The 12,456-nt window shown below is 66.7% G+C and carries 13 protein-coding genes; 10 read left to right on the top strand and 3 right to left on the bottom strand.

The window, feature by feature from the left end; translation table 11 throughout:
- Positions 1-71: 71 nt before the first annotated feature.
- Genes PT015_RS10610 through PT015_RS10580 form a run of 7 tightly spaced genes read left to right on the top strand, consistent with a single transcriptional unit; the run spans position 72 to position 6,763 of the window.
- Positions 72-1,292: a hypothetical protein gene (locus PT015_RS10610; RefSeq protein WP_285190573.1), complete on the top strand. Its 1,221-nt coding sequence runs from the start codon at positions 72-74 to the stop codon at positions 1,290-1,292.
- A gap of 41 nt (positions 1,293-1,333) precedes the next feature.
- The gene (locus PT015_RS10605; RefSeq protein ID WP_285190572.1) at positions 1,334-2,344 is read left to right on the top strand and encodes an AAA family ATPase; all 1,011 of its coding nucleotides are present in this window, start codon (positions 1,334-1,336) and stop codon (positions 2,342-2,344) included.
- A 5-nt stretch (positions 2,345-2,349) separates the two neighbouring features.
- The gene (locus PT015_RS10600) at positions 2,350-3,222 is read left to right on the top strand and encodes a DUF58 domain-containing protein (RefSeq protein ID WP_285190571.1); all 873 of its coding nucleotides are present in this window, start codon (positions 2,350-2,352) and stop codon (positions 3,220-3,222) included.
- Entirely contained in the window at positions 3,212-3,685 is a 474-nt protein-coding gene (locus PT015_RS10595) for a hypothetical protein (RefSeq protein WP_285190570.1), read from the top strand. Before PT015_RS10600 ends, PT015_RS10595 begins: the two co-directional genes overlap by 11 nt.
- Positions 3,676-4,767 carry a hypothetical protein gene (locus tag PT015_RS10590; protein ID WP_285190569.1) on the top strand — a complete coding sequence of 364 codons (1,092 nt, stop codon included), beginning with the start codon at positions 3,676-3,678 and terminating at the stop codon, positions 4,765-4,767. The genes PT015_RS10595 and PT015_RS10590 overlap by 10 nt, the downstream gene beginning before the upstream one ends.
- Positions 4,764-5,825 (top strand): vWA domain-containing protein, encoded by a 1,062-nt coding sequence (locus tag PT015_RS10585; RefSeq protein ID WP_285190568.1) that lies wholly within the window; start codon positions 4,764-4,766, stop codon positions 5,823-5,825. Before PT015_RS10590 ends, PT015_RS10585 begins: the two co-directional genes overlap by 4 nt.
- Positions 5,822-6,763, top strand: a complete 942-nt coding sequence (locus PT015_RS10580; protein ID WP_285190567.1) for a hypothetical protein — start codon at positions 5,822-5,824, stop codon at positions 6,761-6,763. Before PT015_RS10585 ends, PT015_RS10580 begins: the two co-directional genes overlap by 4 nt.
- Positions 6,764-6,765: 2 nt before the next feature.
- Here PT015_RS10580 and PT015_RS10575 read toward each other — a convergent pair whose 3' ends face one another.
- Positions 6,766-7,209: a nitroreductase family deazaflavin-dependent oxidoreductase gene (locus tag PT015_RS10575; protein WP_285190566.1), complete on the bottom strand. Its 444-nt coding sequence runs from the start codon at positions 7,207-7,209 to the stop codon at positions 6,766-6,768.
- Positions 7,210-7,247: 38 nt separating this feature from the next.
- Here PT015_RS10575 and PT015_RS10570 point away from each other — a divergent pair, with 38 nt between their 5' ends.
- The 3 genes from PT015_RS10570 (at position 7,248) to PT015_RS24795 (ending at position 9,490) form a co-directional block, all read left to right on the top strand.
- Positions 7,248-7,793, top strand: coding sequence for a dihydrofolate reductase family protein (locus PT015_RS10570; protein ID WP_285190565.1), 546 nt, complete (start codon positions 7,248-7,250; stop codon positions 7,791-7,793).
- A gap of 144 nt (positions 7,794-7,937) precedes the next feature.
- The gene (locus PT015_RS10565) at positions 7,938-9,149 is read left to right on the top strand and encodes a PPE family protein (RefSeq protein WP_449248067.1); all 1,212 of its coding nucleotides are present in this window, start codon (positions 7,938-7,940) and stop codon (positions 9,147-9,149) included.
- Positions 9,146-9,490, top strand: coding sequence for a PPW family C-terminal domain-containing PPE protein (locus PT015_RS24795; RefSeq protein WP_449248065.1), 345 nt, complete (start codon positions 9,146-9,148; stop codon positions 9,488-9,490). The genes PT015_RS10565 and PT015_RS24795 overlap by 4 nt, the downstream gene beginning before the upstream one ends.
- A gap of 3 nt (positions 9,491-9,493) precedes the next feature.
- On the opposite strand, the gene PT015_RS10560 is transcribed toward PT015_RS24795, so the two are convergent.
- Positions 9,494-10,861, bottom strand: a complete 1,368-nt coding sequence (locus PT015_RS10560) for an FAD-binding oxidoreductase (RefSeq protein ID WP_285190564.1) — start codon at positions 10,859-10,861, stop codon at positions 9,494-9,496.
- 25 nt (positions 10,862-10,886) lie between these two features.
- A complete protein-coding gene (locus PT015_RS10555; protein WP_285190563.1) occupies positions 10,887-12,455 on the bottom strand; it encodes a succinic semialdehyde dehydrogenase in 1,569 nt (522 codons plus the stop codon).
- Position 12,456: the final 1 nt, after the last annotated feature.

The following is a 12,456-nucleotide window of genomic DNA, read 5'->3' as shown; positions in this document are numbered from 1 at the left end:
CCGTCTGAGGTCACAGCGGATAATTGCGTGGACCGAGCGCGCCGGCGCCGGAATGTCTGAAAGAGGTTTCAGTGACTGACTCGACTGGTGGCGGCGGATACGGCGGCCCGAATCCGCTCGGCCCGGGCGGTCCAACGCAGCCGCCGCCGGCGCCCGGGCCCGGACCCGCGCCGTGGTCGGCGCCGCCGCAGCAGCCGCAGCCCTGGCAACCCAACCCCGCGGGTCCCGGGCCGGGTATGCCGGCAGGACCTCCGCCCGGCCCCGGGCCCGGCGGCCCACCGGGGTCGTTCGGGCCGCCGGAGCCGTTCCGGTTCCCGCCGCCGCAGCAGCGCAACCGCAAGCCGTTGTTCATCACCCTCGGCGCCGGCGCGGCGGTGCTCGTCGTCATCATCATCGTGCTGGTGATCACTTTGGCCGGCGGAAACTCCGGTGGCGGTGCGGGATCCGCCGCGGATGCGGTCAAGGGTTATCTGTCGGCGCTGGCCCGCGGCGACGCCGAAGCTGCTCTGGCCTACAGCGACGACCAGCCCGCTTCGAAGGACTTCCTGACCAACGACGTGCTGAAGAAGCAGATCGCCAAGTGGCCGATCACCAACATCCGGATCCTCAACGACGACTCCAGTGCGGCCAGTATCGGCATGGGGCAGGTGCACGTGGCCGCCAACTTCGGAGACAAGGTCTCCGATGGCACCATTCGGACCAAGCGCACCAAGCAACGCTGGTATTTGGAGTCCGCGGCGATCAAGCTCAAGCCCGGTCCGGGATCGTCGGTCAACGGCGCCGAAAAGACGCTGACGCTGTTCGGCAAGCCGTTCAGCGGTGACACCTCCTACGTGTTCCCCGGCTTCGTCGACATCGGCAGCAGCAGTCCGTATATCGGCGTGAAAGCCCAACCGCTGCTTCTGGATTCGCTCAACTCCTACTCACCGTGGGTGCAGGCCGAATACTCGCTCAACGACGCCGGCACCAAGGCCGTCAACGAAGCACTGAGCAAGGCCTTTGCCTCCTGCCAGAACTCGAACCTGCTCAAGCCGCCGCCGCCGTGCCCGATGGGTGGACTCGACGACTACCGGTACGTCGAGGGAACCGCCCGGTGGGGTAGCTCCGACCTGAGCAAGGTCAAGATATCGGTCTTCGACCAGTACCACCTCAACGTCATGTTCAGCGGCGAGGTCACCACCCCGGTCAGCGTGCAGGCCAAGTTCGGCCGCAGCGGCGACGGCACCACCGAGACATTTCTCAGCGGAACCGCCGACATCTCCAAAGTTCCACCGGTACTGAGCTACCGGTAATCGACGACGAATCTCTTTGCGTCGCTGACAGAAAGGCGTCCATGACCACGACCCGGGTGCAGCAACAGCAGCCCGACCCTCAGCAGATGCAGACGGCCCAGCGCATCGTGGGCGCGGTTTCACAGGTGTTCGCCGACAAAGTGGTCGGTCAGGACAACCTTCGCGAAACATTGCTGATCGGTCTGCTCGCCGGTGGGCACGTCCTGCTGGAAAGCGTTCCGGGGCTTGCCAAGACGACAGCAGCACGCGTGATCGCCGAGGCGGTCGACGGCGGGTTCAACCGTATCCAGTGCACCCCGGATCTATTGCCCAGCGACATCATCGGAACCCAGATCTACGACGCGGCGCGAAATTCCTTCGTCACGCAACTGGGTCCCGTGCATACCAACATCTGCCTGCTCGACGAGATCAACCGGAGCAGCGCCAAGACGCAGAGCGCGATGCTGGAGGCGATGGAGGAACGGCAGACGACCATTGCGGGTACCAATTACCCGATCCCCGAACCGTTTCTGGTCATCGCCACCCAGAACCCGGTCGACCAGGAGGGCACCTACCCGCTGTCCGAAGCCCAGACCGATCGGTTCCTACTCAAGGAGATCTTGCGTTACCCCTCCCCGCAGGAGGAGGTCGAGGTGATGTTCAGAATCGACTCCGGCGTCTACGACAAGAATCGCCCGGCGCGTCATGTCGTTGGGCTGGAGGACATTCGGCATCTGCAACGCGTGGTCGCGGCCGTGCACATGGACCAGGGGCTGATGCACTATGCCAGTCAGCTCGTCGGCGTCACCCGCAACCCACAGCAGTTTCTGCCGCCGCAGCTCGCGCGGGTGGTCGAGTACGGCGCCAGTCCCCGCGCCACGATCGCGTTCTGTAAAGCCGCGCGCGCCCACGCCGTGCTGCGTGGCCGCAATTACGTCGTCCCCGACGATGTCGCCAAGGTGGCGCACCGGGTCCTGCGGCACCGGCTCATCCTCGGATTCGAGGCCGCCGCAGCCAACATCACGCCCGAGACCGTGATCGACGCCGTCCTGCAGAGCGTGCGCGTCCCGTAGCCGGCATGGGCAAGCATCTCAACCGCGCGAAACAATACTTCGGCACCGACAACCGTGGGCTGCTCGAGGGCGGCCGCTACGCGCTATTGCACACCCGCAGTCTGGAATTCGACGACCTGCGGCCTTATGTGGCCGGAGACGACGTGCGCGACATTGACTGGAAAGCCTCGGCGCGCTCCGGCTCGGTGCTGATCAAACGCTTCGTCTCGGAGAAGCATCACAAGATCCTGGTGATCGCCGACGCGGGTCGCAATATGAATGCCCTCGCGCCCAGCGGGGAATTCAAACGTGACATCGCCACCAACATCATCGGTGCGATCGGGCTGATCACCCTGGGCAGGTCCGACGAAATCGGTTTGGTCTATGGCGATTCGCGCGGATCGGTGAATACCCGCAACCGTCGCGGCGAGACACACATCGAATCGCTGCTCGACCGCTTTTACGGCCACACCGTGAGCGAGCCGGGCACCAGTGACATCGTCACCCAATTGCTCTACGCCGCAACCGGTTATCGACGGCGCATGCTGATCGTCGTCGTGTCCGACGAACCCGATACCGACGGGCGCCTGTCCGACGCCTTGCAGCAGCTGGCCGGGCGCCACGAGCTGATGTGGGCGATGGTGTCGGATATGGCCGCCGTCGGCTCATCGGAGACCGAGGCCGACGGATTCGACATCAACACCGGCGCTTTCGTGCTCAACGGCGCCACGTTGGGTCCGCGGGTCATTGCCGCCTACCGACGGGCGGAGCACGACCGGGTGGCGGCGCTCGACGCATTCATGACCGAGCGGTCGATTCGTTATACCCGCATCGGCGCCAGCAGCGAACTGCGCGCGCAACTGGTCGGCCTGACCGAGAGCTTTCGCCATGCAAACTGACCTGCTGCGTTACATCTCGGGTCCGAGCCCATTTGCGTTGTGGTGGCTGGTGATTGCCGCGGCGTTGATCATCGTGCTGGCGGCCTGGTACGCCGGGGTCTTCATGTGGACGATGCCGCCGGCTCGACTGCGCGCAATGCGCGGGATCTCGACGCTGCACCGCCGGTTGCTGGCACGCCGTTTCGCGCGGTCGGTAGCTGCGACGACGAACGCCTACCGATCCGGCGCGATCACCGCCGTGCAGGCGTGCGCTGGATACAGCCGCACCCTGCGCAGCTTTCTCAACGTCACGACCGGGCAGCGGGCTCAGTACATGCACGTCGACGACCTGTCCGGCGGGGCGCTGGCGCCGGCGGCGCCACTGATCGCCGCACTCAACGAGGCCCGCTTCACCCCGCTGGCGCGAGTCGAGGTCGAACGGTTCGGCACGACCGTCGAGGAGTTGATTCGTTCGTGGACCTGAAGTGGTGGCCCATCACCGTCGTGGGTGTGGTGACGCTCGTCGCGGTTATCCTTGCCGCACTGATCATCCCGCTGCCCTCGATAGTCCGGATCCTTCGCCCGCTGGCACATGTCAGGCGACTCACCGAGCTTCCCGAATACGCCCGGGTGGCGCGGGCCCGCTTTCTCGCTTTGATCATCACCGCGGTCCTGCTGCTGGTCTTGTTTCTGGCGGCGATCATCACCGCGGGGCGTCCGGTCGGTTTCTCTTCGGCGACAAGAAACTTCGAGTCGCTGCACCCCGAGGACATCATGATCTGCGTGGGTGAACCCGTGACCGACGCGGCGACCGCGGGGCTGCTCAACTACGTCAACCAACAGATGAAGACGTATCACACCCAGCGGATAGGGCTGACGTCGCCAACCCTGCGCGTGGTCCCGTTGACCCGCAACTACGATTGGGCCGCACAGCGCTTCACCGAATACGCGAAGCTGTCCGGACTGCAGCAAGACATCGACGCCGGCAAGAAGCTTAACGGTGGCGAGGTCGCGCAGCTCAGCAACGGCATCACCAGCTTTTCGCGCTCCATCGACTACACCGATTACGTGCGTTCCGTCGAAGACATCTTGGCACTGTGCATGACCGGCTTCCCCGGCTTCGAGGACAAGTCCGCACATCGTCGCTCACTGATCTACATGGGCTACAGCAAGATTCGCTCGGACGAGGATCAGCGTCGGTCGCTGTACTCCACGCAGACGGTGAAGGACATGGCCGCGCACGCCGGCATCCAGATCAACGCGATCGCCCGTACGGATGTTCTCAGCGGACCGAAGCAGTCGTCGGAGTCCCTGTCGTCGATCGTCGCCGCCACCGGCGGCCGCTTCAGCCTGTACAACCCAGCAGGGACCGGCGTCGACACCGGAGGTACCGATTCGACGCTCTCCGGCCTGTTGGATCGCATTCGTGATGCCCCGCCCAGCGTCGTGCTGCCGAACGGCACGATGATCACCCGCCGCTCGTGGGATTACCCGATTCTGCCGGTGAGCATCTCACTGGCCGCGGCCATCCTGCTGTGCGTGTCCCTGGCGGTGCTGCGGCGATGACCTTCGAACCCGTTCTGCCGGTGTGGCTTCTGGTCACCATCGCCATCGTGCTCACCGGTGTGCGCATGACCGCCCTGTACCGCGTGCTGGTCCGGACCGGACCCGGTCGCTACCGGCCCGTGGTGTTGCGCTGGAGCGGCTTGACGCTGGCCGTCCTCATGCTCGTGGTCGCCGCAGCGCGGCCGGGACTGGAAGCCAAGGACGCGCATCCGGACTCCCCGCCGCCCAACGCTTCCGCGGCGTCCACGGCAAACCTGAACGTGTTCTTCGTGATCGATCGATCAGTGGACACTCGCGTCGAAGACTTCGCCGACCGAACCTCGCGGCTGGCGGGAATCCGCGACGACGTGGTTGCGCTGATCGATCAGTACCCGCGCGCCCGTTTCTCGGCCATCGGGTTCGCCTCGAAAGCCACTGAGCTGTGGCCGCTTTCCGACGATGCATGGAGTCTCAAGCCGCTCATCCAAGGGCTGTCTTCTTACACCGAAGTGCCCGAAGACGCTATGTACCGGGTTGATTCCGGCGCCGCCAACGACACCTTACGAACTGCCTTGACCGTGGCCCGCAGCCAGCACAAGGGCTCCAAGAATGTGGTGTTCTACCTGGGTTGCGGGGCCGCTGGGTCGCGAGCCGCCCAAACAGCTTTCACGGTCAAGGATTTGGTGTCCGGCGGTGCGGTGCTCGGCTATGGAACACCGGCGGGTGGCCCGATCCCGCGCGGGTACATCGACGGCAACCTGATTTACATGGCCGACCAGCAGAGTGGCGCCCCGCTCACCAACGGCATCGGCGAAGACACCCTCAAGGCGCGGGCCTCGGACCTCGAGGTCACCTACCACCACCGTGACAAAGGTCAGTCCATCTCGCCCGTGGTGCCCGCGGTCACCGCCGAGCCGCCACCGGACGCCGCTCCGTTGCAGGCATCGCAGACCGTCGAACGCACCGAATTGTATTGGCTCTTCAGCCTTCTCGCTGCGACGTTCGTGGCGATCGAGATCTACCTGACCGCTCGTGACTACCGACGCGCCCGGCAGGCCGGATCGGGTGTGACGCCATGATGCTGCGGACAACCCCCCGACGTGCGACCGCGCGAATCGCGGGCTGGTGGCGCGCCGGTCCGACCCGGTTGCGGTTACGCCGGCGACTCGTGGTGATGTCGCTGCTGCCGGCGCTGCTGCTCCTGGTCGTGATCGTCAAGCTGATCTCGGTACAACTCGTCGGCAATGGGGCGATCGACGACTTCGCCCGCCACGACACCGAGGCGCTGCGCAATGACATCGACGCGCTGTCGCTGCTCAACGTCATTGAGCCGGAGCACGTCACCTTCGCGAATGGTGACCTGGCGGTACTCGAAGGTCGACTGGACGACGCGGAACGCAACTTCAGTTCCGCGCTGTCGCACGCCGCCGCCGACGACTGCACGTCCCGGGTGAATCTCGAACTGGTGCGTGAGACGTTGGGCGACCTGGCCGCGCGATCAGGGGACAAGGCCGGTGCGCGCGGGCGATACACGAGCGCGCTCGAGGTGGTCACCGGCGCGCCCGAGACGGCGCACTGCTTCAAGGGCAACAACGATCCGAACTCCGACCGGCGCCGGATTCGCGACGCCACCCCGGAGCGGTTGAAAGACAAGCTCGCCTCGTTGGACCGGCCGCCAGCACCGCCACCATCGCCGGCGGTGAGCGTCCCGCCGACGGATCCGTCCGCGCCGTTGACGTCCACGGCGTTACCGCCACCCCCTCCGCCGGCCGGTCCGCCGACTCCCGAGGCGCCCACGCCGCCGCCGTCTGGTGGCGGGCCCGGACCGGTCTTCGGTCCGGGCGGGGGCGGCGGGACCGATGGTCCCGGTGCGCTCAACGACGCCGATCCAGACCGTCTGCCGAGCCAGGGTTCGGGAGCGGCGCCCGGGCACGCCCTCGGCGGTGGCGGAGATCCGCTGGACAAACTGCGCGATGCGCTGGGGACTTCGGACTCCACCGGCGGCAGCCGCGAATAGCGCTATCCCGCTTGCAGTTCGCAGATCACCACCGGGATGTCACGGGTGGTACGTCGTTGATACCCGGCATAACCCTGGTACTGCGCAACGATTTTCGGCCATAGCTCGGACTTCTCGGCCGCGTCGGCAGTTCGGGCGCGAACCTTGTGTCGCCGACCGTGAATGACGATCTCCGCGTCGGGATGGGCCTGAAGGTTCTGGTACCAGTCCGGGTTGCGGTCGTCGCCGCCCTTGGACGCGACGAGCACGACGCGGTGATCGTCGTGGATGGGGGCGGTCAGGTAGCACGACCGGGAAAGTCCGGACTTGCGTCCGGTGGTGTGGAGTTCCACCGTCGGCATGCCGAACGGCGTCGACAGTAGCCGGCCTCCGGAGGCGGTGAGGATGACGCGGTGCGCCAGGTTCATCAGCCTGGCGCCGCTGTCCTTGACAGTATTGAAGTTCATTGCGCTCAGTTTAGGGCGTGAGGGAGGTCTACCTGGTCGTGAGGAAACTGAGCTGCGGGATCACGGTGTCACTCGACGGCTACATCAACGACCGCGACGGGCGCATCGACTGGAGCGTGCCGGACGAAGAGCTGCACCAATTCCACAACGACAGGTTTCGCGAGATCGAGGTCTCGCTGCATGGCCGCCGGCTCTACGAGCTCATGGCGCAGCATTGGCCGTACGTGCCCGAGGACGCGTCCCCGATCGAGCGCGAATTCGGCCGGCTGTGGACGGACAAGCCGAAGGTCGTCTTCTCGCGCACGCTCACCGAGGTGCAGTGGAACAGCACCCTGGTTTCCGAGAACGCGGTGGACGAGGTCCGTCGACTCAAGGCAGAGGGTGACGGCACCATCGAAGTGGGCGGTGCCGCCCTTGCGGCCTCGCTGATGCCGCTGATCGACGAATACCAGCTTTTCGTCGCGCCCGTGGTGCTCGGCGGTGGTACGCCGCTCTTCCCGCCGCTGGACGGCCCCTTTCAGCTGCGGTTGGCGGAGACCAGACATTTCAACTCCGTCGTGATGCTGCGCTACCTCGCGGCGTGACGCGGATACCTGCGCGCATTCGCGTGCGCATCAACGAAATTCGTCCAAGATACCCCCTACCCGGTCGGGGTCTTGCACCTACGACACAGCGTCGTATTCAATCCTCGACGTGACCACACCGGTGCTCCGGCGCAACGGCGGACGATGACGGCGCCAGTCTGGATGGCGGTGCCGCCAGAGGTGCATTCGGCATTGCTCAGCAGCGGCCCCGGACCAGGCTCGCTGCTGGCGGCCGCCGGAGCGTGGACATCGCTCAGCGCCGAGTATGACTCGGCAGCAGCAGAACTCACCGGACTGCTGGCGACCGTGCAGGGCGGGGCGTGGCAGGGTCCGAGCGCGGAGGCGTACGCGGCGGCCCACGCGCCGTACCTGGCGTGGCTGACTCAGGCCGGCGTCGACAGCACCGCGGCGGCCGCCCAGCACGAGACCGCCGCGGCCGCGTACACCGGCGCGCTGGGGGCAATGCCCACGCTGGCCGAACTAACGGCGAACCACACCACCCACGCGGTGCTGCTGGCGACGAATTTCTTTGGCATCAACACGATTCCCATCGCACTCAATGAGGCCGACTACGTCCGGATGTGGGTGCAGGCCGCCACCACCACGGGCGCTTATCAGGCGGTCGCGGCGGCAGCGGTGGCGTCCGTGCCGCCCGCGCAACCGGCTCCCCGCATCGTGAGCTCCGATATGACCACGTCCGGAATGGACATGGGTGGCGACATGGGAGACATGGGACCCCCGGTCCCGCCGTCCGATCCGGCGGCCCAACTCGGTTGGCTGATCGAGCAATTGGACATGCAGTACCAGTTCCTCATCCAATGGATGATCGATCCGGCGAGCACCGGCTTCACGCCGGAGATGATTCTCGAGGGCTTCACGGGCTCGGTCGACGGAATCTTCACTGAGATCCTTCCGCAGCTGCTGACCCAACCCACCAGCGGAGGACTGCTGCTTCTCGTCGTCTATGCGTCCATGGCTGCGGTGCACGGCGCGCAATTGGTCATGCTTGCGGCGCCGTCGTTGCTGCCGTTCGCGGCAGTACCGGCGATAGGCGTGGGCGCGCTAGGCGGACTCGCCGGCCTGTCCGGCCTGTCCGGACTGGCCCCGCCGCTGACGGTGCCCGCCGAGGTCGGACCTATTCCGGCGGCGCCCACAACGGCCACGCCCGTCGTCGCACAGGCGCCGGCCCCGACCGTGACGAGCCCGACCCCGAGTTCGGCCCCGGCCACGGCGCCTGCCCCGGGCCCGCCCCGGCGGGCACCCCGCCACCGTCGCTACCCGCCGCCTCGGGGGCTGGTGTCGTCGGCTATCCGTACCTGGTCGCTCCGCCCGGAGTCGGGTTCGGCTGGGGGATGAACGCCCGGGCTCAGGAACCGACGCCTGACAAGACAGCCGCCCCGGCGGCCGCGCCGGCCGCCGCAGCCGCCGCCCAAAAGTCGGCCGTACGCCGACGTCGCCGGGCATCGATGATCGAGCGCGGTCGGGGCACCGAATACATGGATCTGACAGGCGATCTGGAGCCGACGATCATCGCGTCGGACGTGGGTGCCAGCAACCTGGGATTCGCCGGCACCGTCAGCGCGGGACGCGTCGGTGCGGCCGTGGGGTTGACGACGTTGTCCGACAACGATTTCGGTGATGGCCCGACGATGCCGATGATGCCGAGTACCTGGGGTGCGACGGCGGCGGAGGCCTAGGGACTAGACGCCGGAGCCCGGATTCAACAAGCCCTGTGGGTCGAGCGCGTCCTTGATGCGACGGTTCAGCGCCATCGCCTCAGGCCCGAGGTAGTCGTCCAGCCACGGCCGCTTGAGCCGGCCGACGCCGTGCTCGCCGGTGATCGTGCCACCGAGATCGATTGCCAGCTCGATGATTTCGCCGTAGGCCAGCTGGGCGCGCTCGGACTCGGCTGAATCCTCGGGGTTGTAGACGATCAGCGGATGGGTGTTGCCGTCGCCCGCGTGGGCGATCACCGCGATCATCAGGTCGCGCTGCTCGGCGATTCGCGCGATTCCGCTGACCAGATCGGCCAGCGCCGGCAGCGGCACACCGACGTCTTCGAGGAGCAGCGGCCCCTTCTCCTCGACCGCCGGGATGGCGAACCGGCGGGCGGCGACGAACGCCTCGCCCTCGGCCGGATCGTCGGTCGAAAAGACCTCCGTCGCACCGAATTCGGTGAACGTCGACGCCATGAACTCGGCGTCGTCGCTGCCGCCGCGGCCGCGCTCGTCGGAGGCGCCCACCAGCATCGCCGCCGCGTCGCGGTCCAGGCCCATCCGCAGTTTGTCCTCGACGGCATTGATCGTCGCCCGATCCATGAACTCCAGCATCGCCGGGCGTAACCGCGAGGTCACTCCAAGTACCGCCGCGCAGGCCGCTTCCACAGAGTCGAACGTCGCGACCACCGTACTCAACGGCTGCTGGGCCGGCACCAGTCGTAACGTCACCTCGGTGATCACGCCGAGGGCGCCCTCGCTGCCGACGAACAACTTGGTCAGGCTCAGTCCCGCAACGTCTTTGAGGCGCGGACCGCCGAGCCGAACCGCGGTGCCGTCGGCCAGTACCACCTGAACGCCCAGCACGTAGTCGGTGGTGACGCCGTATTTGACGCAGCACAACCCGCCGGCGTTGGTCGCGATGTTGCCGCCGATGCTGCAGATCTCGTACGAAGACGGATCCGGGGGATACCAGAGGCCGTGCTCGGCGACGGCCTTCTTCACCTCGGCGTTGAGCAACCCGGGCTGACAGACGGCGGTCCGCGTCACCGGGTCGACCACGATGTCGCGCATCTTCTCGGTCGACAGGACGATCCCGCCGTCGACCGCGGTGGCGCCGCCGGACAGACCGGTGCCCATCCCGCGTGTGACCACCGGCACTTGGTGGGTGGTGGCCCACCGCAGCACGGTTTGCACTTCTTCGGTGCGCAGGGTTCGCACCACTGCCAACGGCTTGCCCGCCGACGGGTCCAGGGCGCGGTCCTGTCGGTAGCCCTCGGTGATCGAGGGGTCGGTGACGACCATTCCCTCGGGAAGCTCGGCGATCAGGCCGGCCAGCGCATCAGCGGCCATGGCAGCGATCCTACGGACGCATGCCTTACTTCACGCCGGGTAGTCGCCGCAACAACCGGAGCCCGTTGGTCATCAGCTTCGCGTAGATGTCACCGCGGACGCCGTGCGGCGCTCCGACCGGCAGTATGCGTTCGGTCGCGATCGTCTGCGACTCGGTGTATTTCAAGAGGCCGTGCTCGCCGTGTCGGCGTCCGAGCCCGGAATCCTTCATGCCGCCCATCGGGGCGTCGACGGACGCCCACGTCGCCGCGTAAGCGCCGTTGACGTTGACGGTGCCGGACTGCAACTGGTTGGCCACCCGCCGGCCGCGCGCCGGATCACTGGTCCACACCGCGGCGTTCAACCCGTAGGCGCTGTCGTTGGCCTTCGCGATGGCTTCCTGTTCGGAATCGACTCGATACAGCGACACCACCGGGCCGAACGTCTCGTCGGCATAGAGCGTGACGTCTTCGTGCACATCGCTGAGGATGGTCGGCTCATAGAAGTACGGTCCGAGGTCGGGGCGGGCCCGGCCGCCGGCCAGCACCGTCGCTCCCTTGGCCTTGGCGTCCTCGACGTGCTCGGTGACCGTCTGCAACTGCTTCTCGCTGATCAGCGAGCCCATGTCGGCCGAGTAGTCCAATGCGCCCGACAGCTTCATCGCCTTCGTGGCCTTGACGAACTCGGCGACGAATTCGTCCCAGAGGGCCTTGACCACGTAGATCCGCTCGATGGAGATGCACAGCTGACCTGCGTTGGAGAACGCCGCGCGGACGGCACCCGCGGCCGCTTTGCCGACGTCGGCGTCATCGAGCACGAGCAATGCGTTCTTGCCGCCCAGTTCCATCGAGCAGTCGATGAGCCGCTCGGCCGCCTGCTTGGCGACTGTGCGGCCGGTGCCGGTCGAACCGGTGAACATCAGATAGTCGGACTCCTCGATGATCGGTGTCCCCAGTTCGGACCCCGGCCCGGTGACCACCTGCACCAGGCCCGGCGGCAGGCCGGCCTCCTCGAGCAGCCGCACCGCCCACAATGCCGAAAACGGTGTGCTGTCATCGGGTTTCGTCAGCACCGCGTTGCCCGCGACGAGGGCGGGCACCGCGTCGCTGATCCCGAGGGTCAACGGATAATTCCACGGCGAGATGATGCCGACCAGGCCCTTGGGGTGGTGCTGCTCCCAGACCTCGGTGAGCGCCAGCTGCACACCCTGACGGCGTTTGGGCCGAAGGTACTTCTCGGCGGTGTTCGCGTAGTAGCGCGCGGTGATGGCGGCGTCGAGAATTTCCTCGAATGCATGACGCCGCGCCTTGCCGTTCTCGAGCTGAATGAGATCGAGCACCTCGTCCTGACGCTGCAGCACGAGGTCGTGATAGCGGAGCAGGACGGCCGCGCGCTCGGAGACGGGTCGCGCGGCCCACTCTTTCTGGATCACCCGGGCGCGTTGGGCCGCGGCTTTCACGTCGGCCGGCGTGCAGTGCGGCACGTGGCCCAACAGCTCGCCGGTCATCGCGTTGGTGATGTCTCGCTGCGGTCCGGGGTCGGCGGCCTGAACGTGACCGGCCAAGGTCTTGAGCAGCTGGTCGAGGTCTCGGGTCGTGGTGACGGTTGACGACATC

The sequence above is a fragment of the Candidatus Mycobacterium wuenschmannii genome (assembly GCF_030252325.1).
Lineage (GTDB): Bacteria > Actinomycetota > Actinomycetes > Mycobacteriales > Mycobacteriaceae > Mycobacterium > Mycobacterium wuenschmannii.
Note: the sequence above shows the minus strand (reverse complement) of the source record. Positions and strands in the feature narration are given on the sequence as shown.

Bases quoted from the DNA above. Each gene is read 5' to 3' on its own strand.
- PT015_RS10605 (WP_285190572.1), top strand. From the start codon at position 1,334: ATGACCACGACCCGGGTGCAGCAACAGCAGCCCGACCCTCAGCAGATG.
- PT015_RS10600 (WP_285190571.1), top strand. From the start codon at position 2,350: ATGGGCAAGCATCTCAACCGCGCGAAACAATACTTCGGCACCGACAAC.
- PT015_RS10595 (WP_285190570.1), top strand. From the start codon at position 3,212: ATGCAAACTGACCTGCTGCGTTACATCTCGGGTCCGAGCCCATTTGCG.
- PT015_RS10585 (WP_285190568.1), top strand. From the start codon at position 4,764: ATGACCTTCGAACCCGTTCTGCCGGTGTGGCTTCTGGTCACCATCGCC.
- PT015_RS10580 (WP_285190567.1), top strand. From the start codon at position 5,822: ATGATGCTGCGGACAACCCCCCGACGTGCGACCGCGCGAATCGCGGGC.
- PT015_RS10575 (WP_285190566.1), bottom strand. From the start codon at position 7,209: ATGAACTTCAATACTGTCAAGGACAGCGGCGCCAGGCTGATGAACCTG.
- PT015_RS10565 (WP_449248067.1), top strand. From the start codon at position 7,938: ATGACGGCGCCAGTCTGGATGGCGGTGCCGCCAGAGGTGCATTCGGCA.
- PT015_RS24795 (WP_449248065.1), top strand. From the start codon at position 9,146: ATGAACGCCCGGGCTCAGGAACCGACGCCTGACAAGACAGCCGCCCCG.
- PT015_RS10560 (WP_285190564.1), bottom strand. From the start codon at position 10,861: ATGGCCGCTGATGCGCTGGCCGGCCTGATCGCCGAGCTTCCCGAGGGA.
- PT015_RS10555 (WP_285190563.1), bottom strand. From the start codon at position 12,455: ATGTCGTCAACCGTCACCACGACCCGAGACCTCGACCAGCTGCTCAAG.